Origin of the sequence: Algoriphagus sp., from assembly GCF_024305035.1 — a bacterium.
Lineage (GTDB): Bacteria > Bacteroidota > Bacteroidia > Cytophagales > Cyclobacteriaceae > Algoriphagus.
In genome coordinates this window covers 174,887-188,720 of sequence record NZ_JAMWZB010000003.1, presented here as the reverse complement: position 1 = coordinate 188,720, position 13,834 = coordinate 174,887, and the positions used below count along the sequence as shown (strand labels likewise).

The window sequence follows — 13,834 nt, the reverse complement described above, 5'->3', positions numbered from 1 at the left end:
CTTAAATCTTTCTTATTTTTTTCAAAAGCCCATTTCCCTCACTCAGGGAACGCTTTTCTAAGACCCGGATAATTCCCTAACACTTGTAACAAGCAGTCAAGCCGAGTAAAATTAAACCGTTAGCCAACAAGCCATAGCAGGATGACAATGATTGAACAAAGTGCAGCAAGGCAATGGATGTTGAGGTGGATCGAACTGGTCATTGAAAGTAAAATTCTGAGGTTAGGTTGTAGGATTGGAACCCCACCACGTTTCTAGCTAAGACGGAGCCATCAGCGAGCCGAAAGGAGAAGCTTCGACTTATTTTGAAAGCGGGAAGAAACTACTTTATTGACTGCCATTTACATCACAGTTGATCAGGTGCAATGGGGCGGGGCACTACATTGTCCACTGGGGTTATACTTTGAAGATATTCAAAAACAACCCGAATATCCATATCGGACATTCCGACATAATTTTGCCAAGGCATCGGAGGCAAAAGCATTCGATTAGATCGAATTCCCTTCGACTTGCCTTCTTTTAGGGCGATTGTAAACTGCTCTAAGGTCCAATTGCCTAATCCGGTCTGGTGCGGAGTAAGATTGGCAGCAAAGGAAAGCCCCCAAGGACCTGCGGCTCCCGTCAAGTCGGGATACATCATTCCAAAACCTTCTTTAATCAGGGGATCATCGAATTTTAAAATAGGTCTGTCAGCCGGAAAGCCCGATAAAGCAAGTTCTGGGATGATCTCAGGCCCCATCGCTCCCATTCTTTTGGGAGAATGGCAGTCATTGCATCCCATTATTTCTACCAAATACTTTCCTCTTTCTACAAGCTCTTTCCGCGAAGGCTGCTTTTCGATGCCGCCTGATACGGTTTCGGCTTTTTCCTGATTTTGGCATCCGATACTAAAAAAGCCTAAAATACGAAGCACCAAAATTGAAAATAATCTAAGATTAAAACCCATTATCACTTGTTTTAGTTTGAAATTGAATTCAAGCTAAACCAATAATTCGCCGCTCAGATTTTTTTGAAATGAAGTGTTGAAAATGCGTGTTTAAGTGTCGAAGAAAATAAAGCAACGCGCTGAGCTCATTCCCTTCAGTAATTTTCCTATACCCGGATTCGAATCCATTATCCGGAATTGGGGAATGAGATTACCCATCCCTTACTTTTAAATCAAGCTATCTCAGCAACCCGCCTTTTTAATTTGGATGAAGCAGGACGTTTTTTCTTTTTACGCTTATTCCACCAAATCAAGGTACCGGTGATGGGAAGTGAAGTGGCAATCAAGCAAGCCAAAAACCAAAGGAATTTGGTGAATGGTCCAAAAATATCCCCCATGTGTAAACTTTTGACCGAGCGGCCGATTTGTTGCCTTACCGACAAATCCGAAAAAAGTTTTGTCTCCACTACCGAGAGATCCGCTTGGTTCAAAGAAACCTGATCAGCTCCAGATCGGGCAAAAAAACCGGTTCTGTATTTGGTTAAACCAATGGGACTTGCCCCATCCTTTGGAAGAGAAATCCGCCAATTTCCCTGATAAACCAAAATCTCGTTTCCTTTGGCAAGGGCTGCCTCCAACGAAAAATCTTGGACAGGACCTGGCTCGACAACAGGAGTTTGCTCTTTTACCTCATTTTTAGCACTTGGAGCCTGGTAGGTATCCCAAGTTTTTTGCCAGCCCTCTCGATACCATTCAAACGACCAAAATAAACCCGTGGCAGACATCAAGAAAAGCGCGATCAAAGAATAAAAAGCCATGGTATTGTGCAAATCATGATTGATCCGTTTCCAATTACCAGACCATTTAACTTGAAGTCCTTGTTTCCATGTTTTGGCTTTTTGAGGGACCCAGATTACAATACCCGTGATTACCCCAAGCAAAAACAAGGAGGTAGCTATTCCATTGATCAGCCTTCCCAATTGCATGTTGGTCATGTTTTCAAAAATGGGTTCCTCAATTCGATCCAAAAGCAACCAACGGTGAAGGGAGAACTGTGTCCGCATAAATTTTTCGGTTGCGGTTTGCTCGGAATTGTCAGCCAATAGTTCTCCGGAATACGGATTTACAAAATAAGTTGTCCCTCTGCCCTTTTCAGCATCCTTAAGCAAAGTTATTTGAACAGACCGGTCCTGCCCGTTTGGAACAAAAATTCCTGTTACCGACCCTTGAAGATCCTTTTCCAACGTTTTCTTCAATTCATCAAGAGAAAGACGAGCGCCTGACGGCTCCACAAAATACCGCTCAGAATCCGCCCATTCTTTGATTTCTGTATTGTAAACGTAGATAGTCCCGCTGAAGCAAACAGCAATTACAATCAATCCTGAAATCAATCCAGCATACAAATGAATCTTATCGAAAACTTTTCGTGTGATTTTCCAGGCAGAAGAGCGGGTGGTCATATACTTCTTATTTAGACTTGGTCAAAATTAAGAGAAAAGATGCTTATTATTAAGATCAATTCTAAAAAAATACAAGAACGGCTAAATTTTAAGCCGAGTTGACAGCGATTTCACTTAAAACCCATCTCAATTCCTATCTTCAACCTTGCCAATCACCTAAGCTATGAAATACCGAACCCAAAGCACCATTTATTCCCTCCTTCTGTTGATTTTGATTGCCTGTGGAAAAGTAGGTCCAGATCCGCGATTGGAGCAGCCGCAAGAATTTTTGAACCTGCTGGAAGCTCACGGAAACTGGAAAAAATGGATCGAATCCAAAGGTATGTCTTACACGCTTTTTCACGAAAGTAACCTTCAGCAGGAAAATCACTTTTTCAACTTGACAGATCGAAAAGCTAGAATTGATGCGGCAAGCTTTCAGGTAGGAAAGGATGGAGAAGGGGTTTGGGTTGCTCCAAACCGACAATCATTTGGAGGTCAGTCAGTGGATTATTATCATAACCTCTATTTTTATTTTTATAGCATGCCTTATATTCTCACCGATACATCCATTGAAGTCACCACGATGAAAAACCGAAGATTTAATGGAAAAGAATACGAGCGATTGGAAGCAAAATCCACCCAAGCCAGCTATCGAAGTCCATCAAATTCCTATGAATTATTGATCGATCCGGAGACTCACTTACTTGAATGGGTGCTTTATCGAGTAACCTTTTTCAACCCGTCCAATTCAATCCTCAGCGGCATGAAGTATGAGGATTACAGGGAAACTGATGGCATGAAATTCCCCCGGTTGTTGACTGGATATCTAATTGAGGGCGATACAGTGGTTCGGGTTCAAAATCAGGTAAGCTTAGCCGGAGTCACACTCACCAAAGATGAATTGGATGAGGATATTTTCGAAATGCCCGAAAAAGCGGCTGTCAGAGCCAATTGAAAAGGGTTAATTTGATAACTTCAAATCAACGAAGGTCTTTAATTCTGAGTCGGCTTTTCCTCCAAAGGTCCCTTGAACAGGCAAAGTGGATGCTGGATTAGGATGGCAGGCCAAAGGAATGTATCGATGATCAGTCAGCAGCCCCAAACTAGGATCCAAACCAACCCAACCTGCTCCTGGAAGAAAAACCTCCAGCCAGGCGTGCAGTTCATGACCATCTTCCAAATCCGGATTAAACGCATAACCACTGATAAAACGTGTGGCCAGACCTACCGAACCCAACATCTGCATCTGCATAAGGGAAAGATCCCTACAGGATCCACTCTTTCTTGAAAAGGTGAAGTCTCCTTCCCAAACGTTTTGTTCATGCCGAACTTCATGGGTCCAGTTTTGATAAATCTCCTGAGTCAAATTGACCAAAAAATCTGTCAATCCAGTTGATCTTTCCTGAATCCCCAAAAGAAAAGACTGGTAAATCATTGGGTTCGGCACCGCTAAAAATGGAGCCAAAAAACTGGGATTCTCCAGATAGGAATATTGAAAATCAAGACCTTCCCAACCTATTTTTTCAAAATTGGGCTCGATAATAAATCCAAAGGGATTATAGGGATGAAGCGAGAATACCCAATCGGTTTCGATTTCTAATGTTCGGGTGGGAATAGAAAACCAAACTTGTTTAAACCAATTTCCAAACAGGTCCTGCCTATAATTTTGACCCTGGGTCAGGGGAGATATATGCCAATTCTCCTTCTCCAAATGTAAATAGGGTCTGTCTTGAGGCAAGAGGAAAAGGTGATGTATTCCAAGCTGGACTTCGGTGCTGTATTCGTAAAGACTAAGATGGCTTACCTGAACGCGTATCATTTAATTTTCCTTAGAATAACTAGGCAAATCCTCCACCAAAGCACTACTCAATACATCAGAAGGAAGCTCGGCAATGGCGCTTTTTAACCGCTCATTCCAAAAAGCGGACACATGTTCCAGCTCTTTTTGTTCGAATCGCTTTTCTTTAAGGTGATAGTCATCATTTCTTAAAATGACCGTATCTATAGGAAAATCCACATCATTTGCAGAAATCCGAGTTGCATCAAAAGCTAAAAAGGCACATTTTAAAGCGTATTCCATCGAATCGTCAAATTGAAGGGAACGCCTTAATACGGGATTGCCGAAACCCGAGTTTCCGATAATCACAAATGGAGTTCCTCTCCGGATTTCAATCCAGTTGCCCTGGGGATAAAGTAAATACAATTTGGGTTCAGCATCCTCATTGAGCTGTCCTCCGATGATGGAGTAGAGATTGAAATTCAATCCCGCCTCTTCCAAATGAACCTTGTCTTCTTGAGCGACGATTTTTACTTGATTTCCAAATTCATTCACGGCCTGATACAACTTTGAAAAAGAATCATCTTTTCGCTCAATTACTTCAGAGAAATAGGTGATCGCCTTGTCACGGACGGACCTAAGACCGGAAGTCATGATAAAAAAAGAATGTTTTTGCTTGTTGACTACGTATACTTTTTTGGACGTGGTAGTTTCACTTCCAGAGGTAATCCGAGTGTCAGATAAGCCAATGAGACCATATTTGGTCTTAATTCCGAGACAGAAAGTCATGATTGAGATTGAGATTGTGAGACGTAATTATCCTTAATTCGGAAGTAATTGATGTCAATGAGATCTGAAATATGGTTGATTTTTAGCTGAAGTTTATCTAAATATTCATGGAGCCCCACAGAAATTATTTCATCGACCTCCGAATATTCCAATCGGGAGCGAAGTTCGCCCATGGCTTTCTCTGCTGAATTGTTAAATCCCTCAGAGCTGCTCCCTGAAATACAATGAAGGCAACGCTCGGCTTCTTTGATGCAAAAGAAAATGGACCTTGGAAAATATTTATTGAGCATCAAAAACTCGACCACCCCGGAGGGATCAATATTGCCGTACAACCTGCGGTAGGTATTGAATCCCGTAACCGATTTAAGCAAAGCCATCCAATGCAAAAAATCCATCGGGGTTCCTACTTCAAAAACTGAGGGCAATAAGATATGGTACTTGACATCAAGGATCCGGGAAGTCTTATCTGCACGCTCCAGCAACTGTCCCAATTGCCTAAAATACCAACCTTCGGTTCGGGCCACGGTCGCATCGGCTAACCCATAAAGTAAGAGTATTTGGTTTTTTACTTGCTCATAAAATTCTCTAGGGTCCTCCTTTTTCCAAATTTTCCTTTCCAAGCCCGATTGGAGCATGTAGTACAGTTCATTGGCTTTTTCCCAGGTTTCTTTACTTAGGTTTTCACGTATAATTCGAGCATTTTCCCGCGCATGGGTAACTGCCGAAAGCATGGAATTGGGATTGTTCGCATCAAACGTTAAAAAAAACATCACTTGATGCCGCTCAAAGCCTTCATAATTTTTTTGGTACAATTCCAAATCTCCCGTTGCCATGACCAAAGGCTCCCATTGCTCCTTAAGACCGGCAGGAAGGTCCTGCATGAGGTTAAAATTGACATCGATGAATCGGGCATAGTTTTCGGCTCTTTCCAGATACCTTCCTAGCCAATAAATATGACTTGCTACTCTACTCAGCATGTTGGTTAAATTAATTATATAATACCCAAGTATCTTTACTTCCTCCGCCTTGAGAACTATTCACCACCAAAGACCCCTTTTTCAACGCCACTCGGGTAAGGGCGCCGGGGATCACTTCGATTTCATTCCCATACAAAATATAGGGTCTCAAATCGACATGTCTTCCATCGATTCCATCCTCAGTGAGACAGGGTACGGTCGAGAGCGATAAAGTCGGTTGAGCGATGTAGTTATTTGGATTATCCATAATCAGTTGACGGAATTTCTCGTGCTCGGCTGGAGTTGATTTTGGGCCGATCAGCATCCCGTATCCACCTGCTGCATTGGTCTGTTTAACCACCAATTCCTCCATATGATCCAAAACATACGTTCTGTCCTCTTCTTCTCGGCAGAGATAAGTGGGTACATTATTTAAAATCGGCTCTTCACCCAAATAATACTTGATAATTCTTGGCACGTAGGCATAGACAGCTTTGTCGTCAGCTACTCCCGTGCCCGGGGCATTGGCAAAAGCAATATTTCCAGCCTGATATGCCTCAAAAATTCCCGGAATCCCCAGCATCGATTCGGGATTGAAGGCTAAGGGATCCAAAAATGAGTCATCAATCCTGCGATAGAGTACGTCTATCTGTTCCAGACCTTTAGTGGTCTGCATGTAGACAATTTTGTCCTTAACAATCAAATCCACCCCATTGACCAACTCTACCCCCATTTGAAGAGCCAAGTAGGAATGTTCAAAATAAGCTGAGTTATAAATTCCCGGAGTTAATACACCTACCACGGGTTTGGGCTTGTCTGACAAGTATTGAAGCATCCTAAGAAGCTTAGCGGGATAATCAGAAACAGGCATAACACCTTCATCATTGAACAGTTGAGGATAGGCTCGCTTAATGATTTCCCGACTCTCTAGCATGTAAGAAACACCTGACGGACAACGAAGATTATCCTCTAAAATGTAGTACTCCCCATTTTTATCCCGAATCAAATCTGTCCCAGTTATATGACACCAAATCCCTTTTGGGGGTGTCAATCCGATGCAGGGTTTCAAAAAGTCCTTCGAACCTAAAATCAATTCGGACGGGACAACTCCATCTTTTAGAATCTTTTGCTCATTGTAAATGTCCTGTAAAAAAAGATTAAGTGCATGGATTCGTTGCTTCAACCCTGCCTCGAGTTTCTTCCATTCGGTATTGGAAATGATGCGGGGGACAATGTCTAGGTGGAGGATTTTCTCCACCCCCTGATTGTCATGATAAACATTAAAGGTCATCCCCATCGCCTTCTGCGCCTTATTTGCAGCGTGCTGCAGCTGCCTCATTTTTTTACTAGAGGCTTTTTTAAGGTAATTATAATACTCCTGATAATGCGGTCTTGCTTTTCCTTCTGAGCTAAACATCTCATCAAAGTGCTCACCGTTCAAATACCCTTCTGTCTTCATATTTTTTAATTAAAAATCATCTTTAAGATAAAAAATTAACTTGGATTTCAAATTTTTTTGAGAAAATGGTTTATTTAGGTTCAAAACAAACTCAATAAACGTTTTTCAATAAAAAGCTCAAAACCCTTTATTCCCAGTTAAGGAATGGTTTTTTACCTGCTATTTCACCCCTACAGCAAATGAATTTCCCACTAACAAAAATTGAAACCACTTCTAAACTAAGAAATCGTATTTTTGAGCTATGGTAAAACGAATATTAACTATTCCAGATGCGGCTTGGGCACAGCGAGTGACGGTATGGAGACAGGTCAAAGATGTGATTTTTATTGGCATCGGTGTTGTCATGGCAAGTATTGGATTAAAAGGGTTTCTATTGCCTAACGGTTTTTTTGACGGGGGTGCCATGGGGGTTTCTCTTTTATTGGAAATCCTCACCCCACTCAATTTATCCGTATTGATTATTTTAGTCAATTTACCTTTTATTTACTTAGGATACCGACAAGTTTCGCTTTGGTTTGCGATCAAAAGCACCTTAGCCATTTTTGCCTTGGCACTGCTGGTCCACTACATCGAAATCCCCGCGATCACTGCTGACAAATTGTTGATTGCCGTTTTTGGAGGATTCTTCTTAGGAAGTGGAATTGGCTTTGCGATCCGAGGAGGAGCGGTTATTGACGGAACTGAGGTTTTGGCGATTCAGGTTTCTCGGAAATCCAGTCTCACCGTAGGTGATTTTATAACCGTTTTCAACGTGTTGCTTTTTATCGTAGCCGCCATTTTTGTGAATTTAGAAACTGCGATGTATTCTATGCTAACCTATTTCTCGGCATCAAAAATGGTAGATTTCCTGATCAATGGCGTGGAAGAATACATCGGTGTGATGATTATTTCCAATTATTCAGATGAAATCAAAACCAAAATTACCTACGACTTAGGCCGTGGGGTAACTGCGTTTAAAGCCGATGGAGGGTTTGGAGAGAAAGCTAAAAACCCTGATCGCAATGTCCTTTTTTGTGTGATTACCCGTCTGGAAATTACTAAAATCCAAACCGAAATCGATAAAATCGATCCCAAGGCTTTTGTCATTCAATACCCCATCAAAGACACCAAAGGCGGCATGATTAAAAAGCGTCCCCTACATTAATTAATCCATGAGCTATCCCCTATTTCTCAAAATCAGTGGATAAAATAGCAAAAATCGCCTCGACTAAAGCCGGAAATTCACCAAAATCTGAAGGTTTGGTGTAAAAAAGTTTAGGCTGAAATGGATCAGCTTTTCGCCTATCCTCCATAGTGGAGGAAGTCGAAAGAATCATCACCGGCAAATCCGCAGTTTTGGGATTCTTTCGGATTTCCTTCATCACCTCAAACCCGTTTTTTACCGGGAGATTGATATCAAGAATCACCAAATCAGGCAATTCATCCTGATTAAATTCCTTGATTTTATCGATAGCCTCTTGCCCAGTTTGTAGGGCCATCAATTGAAATGGAATACCCGAATCCTCCAAAGCTTCCGAAAGTAAAAGTACATCTCCTTCATTATCCTCCACCAAAAGAAAAGTATAGGTTTTCATTTTATGTCATTACGAATTATGGGAGCATCACCTTCTGCCCTTCCCTTAGTTGGCATCATCGCCTCACTTTAACCAAGCAATTTTTCTTACTTTTTGTGCCTTTTTTCAGGTAAAGAAACTAAATCACCACTGGAAAGTAACCTTTTCTAAGAAATTTTCAATTTTTTTTAATTGTAAAATAAACCGTAGACCCCTTGCCCAACTCGGATTCAATCCAAATGTTTCCACCATGCTGTTGAATAATTTTTTTACATAAGGAAAGCCCCAGTCCAGTACCGGGGTATTCCTGATTGGTGTGCAACCTCTTAAAGAGACTAAAAACATCCTCCAGGTATTTTTTCTCTATTCCTATTCCATTATCTGTAATACGGAATTTCCAAAAACTCCCCACATCTTCAACTTCTAAAGAAATTACAGGAAAGTTACCCGGAGCTTGATATTTTAGTGCATTTCCAATAAGATTCTGAAACAGCAATTGAAGTGGAACTTTTCTAGCCCGAATTACAGGTAGCTTTTTGAAACGCAGCCTGGCTTTTTTTTCATCGATTAATTCTGCAAAAAGGCCTTTAATTTCACCTAGCAATTCGGCTAAGGAGATCTCCTCCACAGGGGTCAGATCATTGCCTACCCTGCTGTAGCGGAGTAAATCCTCGATCAAATTCCCCATTCTTTGTGAAGCGCTGACCATCAACTCAATGTATTTCTTTCCCTTTTCATCTACCTTTTGGGAATAATTACGCTGCAACAATTCCCCAAAACTTTTTACCATGCGCAAAGGCTCACGCAAGTCATGGGAAGCAATGGAGGTAAATTGCTCCAATTCCTGATTTTTTTGGATCAACTCATTTCTTGCCTCTACAATGTCCTGAATCAATCTTCCTTCTGCAATCAAGGCCAAAACTTGATTATTGGTATTGAAAACCGGCTTTAGGTTAAAAACAATCGTGGAGGGGATTTGATCTCTTCCCCAGACTTCCACTTCATACGCCACAAATTCCCCCCGGGCAGCTCTTGCCACGCTGGATTTCAGCTTCTGTTGCGTTTCCGGGGAAATCTGCCACCAGTAGCAATCCCAAAAATATTTTCCGCCCACATCCTCCAACTTGATGCCTGCAAAATCAAGTGCAGTTTGGTTGGCTTCTTGTAAAATCCCATTCTTGTCCAAAAACCCAATAAATTGAAAGGTAGAATTAAAAATACTTCGAAAGAGTCGCTCCCGATCAGCCAAGCGTTCAAGGGCTTCTTTCCGCAGGGAAATATCCTGAATTTGGGCGATGAAGTACCGAAAACTCCCGTCATCATTCCAGATAGCCGATCCGGTCAAAGTAATCCAAATCGGTTCACCTGATTTTTTGATGTATCGCTTGTCTATTTGAAAGGATTCAATTTTCCGATTAAATAGCTGTGAAGTAAACTCCAAATCTTTTTCTAAGTCCTCTGGATGGGTAATATCTTGAAAACTCAAGGACTGGAGCTCTTCCTCGGTAAAGCCCAGGATTTTACACAAGCTCTTATTCACTGCGATCCATCGACCTTCTTGATTTACCAAGGCCATGCCGATAGCGGCAAATTGAAAGGTATTTCCAAATTCAGAATTTAATTCAATGGTCTGCTTAACCTCTTTTACGGCCATTAGCTTCTTTGCCATGGAAATTATTTTGGGTGTGTGTGGGTGTTACTGGAAGCTGTATCGGTGAGACAAGCCTTCTGAATACGTTAAGCGCTGACTAGACCTATTCGGCTTTTGGATAATGGGTGATAAGACCGAATTACAAGCAATTTCAAATTAACATTAATTTAATCTAATAGGCATTATTCCTCGGTGACTTTTGTCACAATTCAGTGCTTTTGAACTAGAAATCTTACCTGATTCCCTGCAGTCTGACCAGCAAATAAATTGTTGAAATTCAACTTGAAAGTACAAGGTCCGTCGGCTTAGGCTACTAATAATACTCCATAAAAAAAACCTGTCAAATCTTTATTTAACAGGTTTTTTTATAGGAAAAGGGTTTTTCTTTTTGAATTCGACCCTAACAGTTCAACTAATAGTTGATCCTGCTGCAGTCACCTCGTGAGGCTGCAGCAATTTCAGTTTTCCATCTTTATCTTCGGCCATCAAAATCATACCTTCTGAATCTATTCCCATCATTTTCCGTGGAGCCAGGTTGATCAACATGACCACCTGCTTGCCGATCAAATATTCGGGCTCGAAATGCTCAGAAACCCCACTAAGCACGGTTCGCTCTCCCACACCCGCATCGATTTTCAACTTGAGCAATTTTTTTGACTTTGGCATTTTTTCAGCTTCCAAAACAGTCACAACTCGCATATCCAATTTTGCAAAGTCATCGTAACTGATGAGCTCTTTCATCGGAGTGATGGGGAGATTAGCAGCTTCATTCATTTTTTTTGCATGGAGTAATTTTTGTACTTGATTTTCTACGAGCTCATCTTCGATTTTTTCAAAAAGAAGTCCCAACTGACCAATAAACTTTCCTTCCTGAAGCAAATCCGCCTGGCCAGCCTGTTTCCATTCATTATCCTTCATTCCAAACAAATCGAATAGTTTTCGGGCGGTAAAGGGCAAAAATGGTTCAGAAACAATCGCCAAGCTAGCAGCAATATTCAAGGCGATATTCATGATCGTGGCGGTCCGAACAGGATCGGTTTTGATCATTTTCCATGGTTCAGTATCTGCCAGATATTTGTTACCCAAGCGAGCTAAATCCATCATGAAGCCCAGTGCTTCACGAAATCGGTATCGCTCAAGTGAAGCGGAAATTTTAGCTGGAAAGTCCAATAAAACACCTAAAATCTCTTGATCATAGCCCGTGAGTGCTCCTTTTTCTGGAATTTTGCCCTCGTAATATTTATGGGTCAAGACGACGGCTCGATTGACAAAATTGCCATAAATAGCCACCAATTCGGAATTATTTCTCGCTTGAAAATCTTTCCAACTAAAGTCATTATCTTTAGTTTCGGGAGCATTGGCAGTCAATACGTACCGAAGAACATCCTCTTTTCCTGGAAACTCCTCCAGGTATTCGTGAAGCCAAACGGCCCAATTTCGTGAGGTCGAGATTTTCTCGCCTTCCAAATTTAAAAATTCATTAGCAGGCACATTGTCTGGGAGTACATATCCACCGTGAGTCTTTAAAATTGCCGGGAAAATGATACAATGAAATACAATATTATCCTTTCCGATAAAGTGAACCAACTTCGTATCTTCACTTTGCCAGTACGGCCTCCAATCTTTTCGGTGAGCTGCTGCCCATTCTTTGGTTGAAGAGATATATCCAATCGGTGCATCAAACCACACGTAAAGCACCTTCCCTTCTGCATCCTGAAGTGGGACTGGGATGCCCCAATCCAAATCTCTGGTCATCGATCGAGCTTGAAGCCCATCTCCTGCTTCAAGCCAAGAGCGACACTGCCCAAGCACATTATTTTTCCAATCGGCAGCATGCTCTTCCAGTATCCACTTTTTGAGAAAATCCTGGTAACGAGCCAAATCTAAAAACCAGTGTTTGGTTTCTTTCAATACCGGTGTTCTTCCACTAAGTTTAGACCGGGGGTTAATTAGCTCTGAAGGACTGAGCGAGGACCCGCATTTTTCGCATTGATCCCCATAAGCATGTTCAAAACCGCATTTTGGGCAAGTCCCTTCAATGTATCGATCGGCCAAAAACTGCCCTGCCTCTTCATCGTAATATTGATCATTTCGCTGCTCCAAAAACTCGCCTTTTTCGTACAAATCTTTAAAAAATCCCTGAGCAGTTTCATGATGAATTTGAGCTGAAGTACGGGAATAATGATCAAAACTAATCCCGAATTTCTCAAAGCTTTGCTTCATCAATCCATGATAAAAATCGACCACTTCCTGAGGGCTTTTACCTTCCTTTCGTGCTTTGATGGTAATGGCTACCCCATGTTCATCGGAGCCACAGACATAGAGCACGTCTTTTTTCAACGAGCGAAGGTATCGCACATAAATATCTGATGGAATATAACAACCCGCCAAATGACCGATGTGAAGCGGCCCATTGGCATAAGGTAAGGCAGAAGTAATGGTATAGCGTTTGAAATTTTTGCTCGTCATGGAGGATCGATTTTTCTAGAAAATTACAAAGGGCAAAGATAAGGAAATCAACAGAAGCTAGCTTTATGCGTTGGTAAATTCATTTCGGGCTTCTTCGGTCAAAATGCCTTCATACAAGATTGAAATCGCCTGATCGTAAATATCCGATGCCGGGATGTCCACTCCCTTCTGAATACTTTCCGGAAACTGCGAGCGATAGTTGGGGTCAAGTAAGCACTGGACCGCCGCCGCATAGAGCATAACCACCAAGCTGACATTTAGATTGGCCTTGACCAAGCCTAGTTCGACTCCTTCGGCAATTAGTTTTTGAAATCGCAAATACGCAGATTCATTGATGTAGCTTCGCAAATCTTCCCAAACCTCAGGGGCAAGGGTTTTTAAATCATCGAACAGCTCTGGACTGATCGGTGCCAAATAGGTTGCAACTACTGAGAGGGTAGACTTGAGTTTGAGGGGAAAACTGATGTAGCGATTATCTAGAATTGCTTCTGTTTTAGCCGTCAGTCTGGTTTTCAACCTTTCAAATGCTGCTGAAAGAAGATCAAGTTTGCCAGGGTAAAATTTATACAAGGTCTTTTTACTCATTCCCAAATCCTGAGCTATTTCCTCCATAGTAGTTTTGCGGAAGCCCTTTTTCAAAAAAAAATGGAGGGCAACGTCTAAAATCTTATTCTCAGTGGTGGCTTTAGATCCCATTAATTAATTTTTAAAACAAATATAACCAAGGAATCCTATGCAGTCGCTGATTTTTGTTTGTCCTTTTTGTACTTGTGAAGCCAAAATCCTTGGGTATTTTTACCGTTCAAACTTTTG

General features: G+C 41.6%; 12 protein-coding genes. 2 read left to right on the top strand and 10 right to left on the bottom strand.

Translation table 11 applies throughout. The annotated features are described in order from the left end of the window. Window positions 1-346: 346 nt before the first annotated feature. Window positions 347-946 (bottom strand): diheme cytochrome c-553, encoded by a 600-nt coding sequence (locus Q0L00_RS02695; protein WP_297335322.1) that lies wholly within the window; start codon window positions 944-946, stop codon window positions 347-349. A gap of 212 nt (window positions 947-1,158) precedes the next feature. Continuing rightward, window positions 1,159-2,385 carry a PepSY-associated TM helix domain-containing protein gene (locus Q0L00_RS02690; RefSeq protein WP_297335321.1) on the bottom strand — a complete coding sequence of 409 codons (1,227 nt, stop codon included), beginning with the start codon at window positions 2,383-2,385 and terminating at the stop codon, window positions 1,159-1,161. A gap of 163 nt (window positions 2,386-2,548) precedes the next feature. Between Q0L00_RS02690 and Q0L00_RS02685 the strand changes: the two genes are divergently transcribed. After that, the gene (locus Q0L00_RS02685; RefSeq protein WP_297335320.1) at window positions 2,549-3,322 is read left to right on the top strand and encodes a hypothetical protein; all 774 of its coding nucleotides are present in this window, start codon (window positions 2,549-2,551) and stop codon (window positions 3,320-3,322) included. A 6-nt stretch (window positions 3,323-3,328) separates the two neighbouring features. Here Q0L00_RS02685 and Q0L00_RS02680 read toward each other — a convergent pair whose 3' ends face one another. From Q0L00_RS02680 to Q0L00_RS02665, 4 genes are read right to left on the bottom strand one after another with little or no spacing between them, the layout of a single operon-like run. Then, a complete protein-coding gene (locus Q0L00_RS02680; RefSeq protein ID WP_297335319.1) occupies window positions 3,329-4,186 on the bottom strand; it encodes a transglutaminase family protein in 858 nt (285 codons plus the stop codon). Beyond that, window positions 4,187-4,933 carry a peptidase gene (locus Q0L00_RS02675; protein ID WP_297335318.1) on the bottom strand — a complete coding sequence of 249 codons (747 nt, stop codon included), beginning with the start codon at window positions 4,931-4,933 and terminating at the stop codon, window positions 4,187-4,189. Beyond that, complete coding sequence (locus tag Q0L00_RS02670) at window positions 4,930-5,910, bottom strand: alpha-E domain-containing protein (protein ID WP_297335317.1); 981 nt, start codon at window positions 5,908-5,910, stop codon at window positions 4,930-4,932. The genes Q0L00_RS02675 and Q0L00_RS02670 overlap by 4 nt, the downstream gene beginning before the upstream one ends. Window positions 5,911-5,920: 10 nt before the next feature. After that, window positions 5,921-7,348, bottom strand: a complete 1,428-nt coding sequence (locus Q0L00_RS02665) for a circularly permuted type 2 ATP-grasp protein (RefSeq protein WP_297335316.1) — start codon at window positions 7,346-7,348, stop codon at window positions 5,921-5,923. Window positions 7,349-7,589: 241 nt separating this feature from the next. On the opposite strand from Q0L00_RS02665, the gene Q0L00_RS02660 reads away from it, so the two are divergent. Continuing rightward, complete coding sequence (locus Q0L00_RS02660) at window positions 7,590-8,492, top strand: YitT family protein (RefSeq protein WP_297335315.1); 903 nt, start codon at window positions 7,590-7,592, stop codon at window positions 8,490-8,492. A gap of 19 nt (window positions 8,493-8,511) precedes the next feature. Here the strand turns inward: Q0L00_RS02660 and Q0L00_RS02655 are convergent, their stop codons facing one another. The 4 genes from Q0L00_RS02655 to Q0L00_RS02640 form a co-directional block, all read right to left on the bottom strand. Beyond that, window positions 8,512-8,922 carry a response regulator gene (locus Q0L00_RS02655; protein WP_297335314.1) on the bottom strand — a complete coding sequence of 137 codons (411 nt, stop codon included), beginning with the start codon at window positions 8,920-8,922 and terminating at the stop codon, window positions 8,512-8,514. Between the two features lie 157 nt (window positions 8,923-9,079). Then, window positions 9,080-10,570, bottom strand: coding sequence for a PAS domain S-box protein (locus Q0L00_RS02650; protein ID WP_297335313.1), 1,491 nt, complete (start codon window positions 10,568-10,570; stop codon window positions 9,080-9,082). A gap of 390 nt (window positions 10,571-10,960) precedes the next feature. Beyond that, on the bottom strand, window positions 10,961-13,021 hold the full coding sequence (gene metG / locus Q0L00_RS02645; RefSeq protein ID WP_297335312.1) for a methionine--tRNA ligase: 2,061 nt from the start codon (window positions 13,019-13,021) through the stop codon (window positions 10,961-10,963). A gap of 63 nt (window positions 13,022-13,084) precedes the next feature. Beyond that, window positions 13,085-13,717 (bottom strand): TetR/AcrR family transcriptional regulator, encoded by a 633-nt coding sequence (locus Q0L00_RS02640; RefSeq protein ID WP_297335311.1) that lies wholly within the window; start codon window positions 13,715-13,717, stop codon window positions 13,085-13,087. Between the last annotated feature and the right edge of the window lie 117 nt (window positions 13,718-13,834).

Coding starts and splice junctions, on each gene's coding strand:
- Q0L00_RS02695 (WP_297335322.1), bottom strand. CDS start 946: ATGGGTTTTAATCTTAGATTATTTTCAATTTTGGTGCTTCGTATTTTA.
- Q0L00_RS02690 (WP_297335321.1), bottom strand. CDS start 2,385: ATGACCACCCGCTCTTCTGCCTGGAAAATCACACGAAAAGTTTTCGAT.
- Q0L00_RS02685 (WP_297335320.1), top strand. CDS start 2,549: ATGAAATACCGAACCCAAAGCACCATTTATTCCCTCCTTCTGTTGATT.
- Q0L00_RS02680 (WP_297335319.1), bottom strand. CDS start 4,186: ATGATACGCGTTCAGGTAAGCCATCTTAGTCTTTACGAATACAGCACC.
- Q0L00_RS02675 (WP_297335318.1), bottom strand. CDS start 4,933: ATGACTTTCTGTCTCGGAATTAAGACCAAATATGGTCTCATTGGCTTA.
- Q0L00_RS02670 (WP_297335317.1), bottom strand. CDS start 5,910: ATGCTGAGTAGAGTAGCAAGTCATATTTATTGGCTAGGAAGGTATCTG.
- Q0L00_RS02665 (WP_297335316.1), bottom strand. CDS start 7,348: ATGAAGACAGAAGGGTATTTGAACGGTGAGCACTTTGATGAGATGTTT.
- Q0L00_RS02660 (WP_297335315.1), top strand. CDS start 7,590: ATGGTAAAACGAATATTAACTATTCCAGATGCGGCTTGGGCACAGCGA.
- Q0L00_RS02655 (WP_297335314.1), bottom strand. CDS start 8,922: ATGAAAACCTATACTTTTCTTTTGGTGGAGGATAATGAAGGAGATGTA.
- Q0L00_RS02650 (WP_297335313.1), bottom strand. CDS start 10,570: ATGGCAAAGAAGCTAATGGCCGTAAAAGAGGTTAAGCAGACCATTGAA.
- metG (WP_297335312.1), bottom strand. CDS start 13,021: ATGACGAGCAAAAATTTCAAACGCTATACCATTACTTCTGCCTTACCT.
- Q0L00_RS02640 (WP_297335311.1), bottom strand. CDS start 13,717: ATGGGATCTAAAGCCACCACTGAGAATAAGATTTTAGACGTTGCCCTC.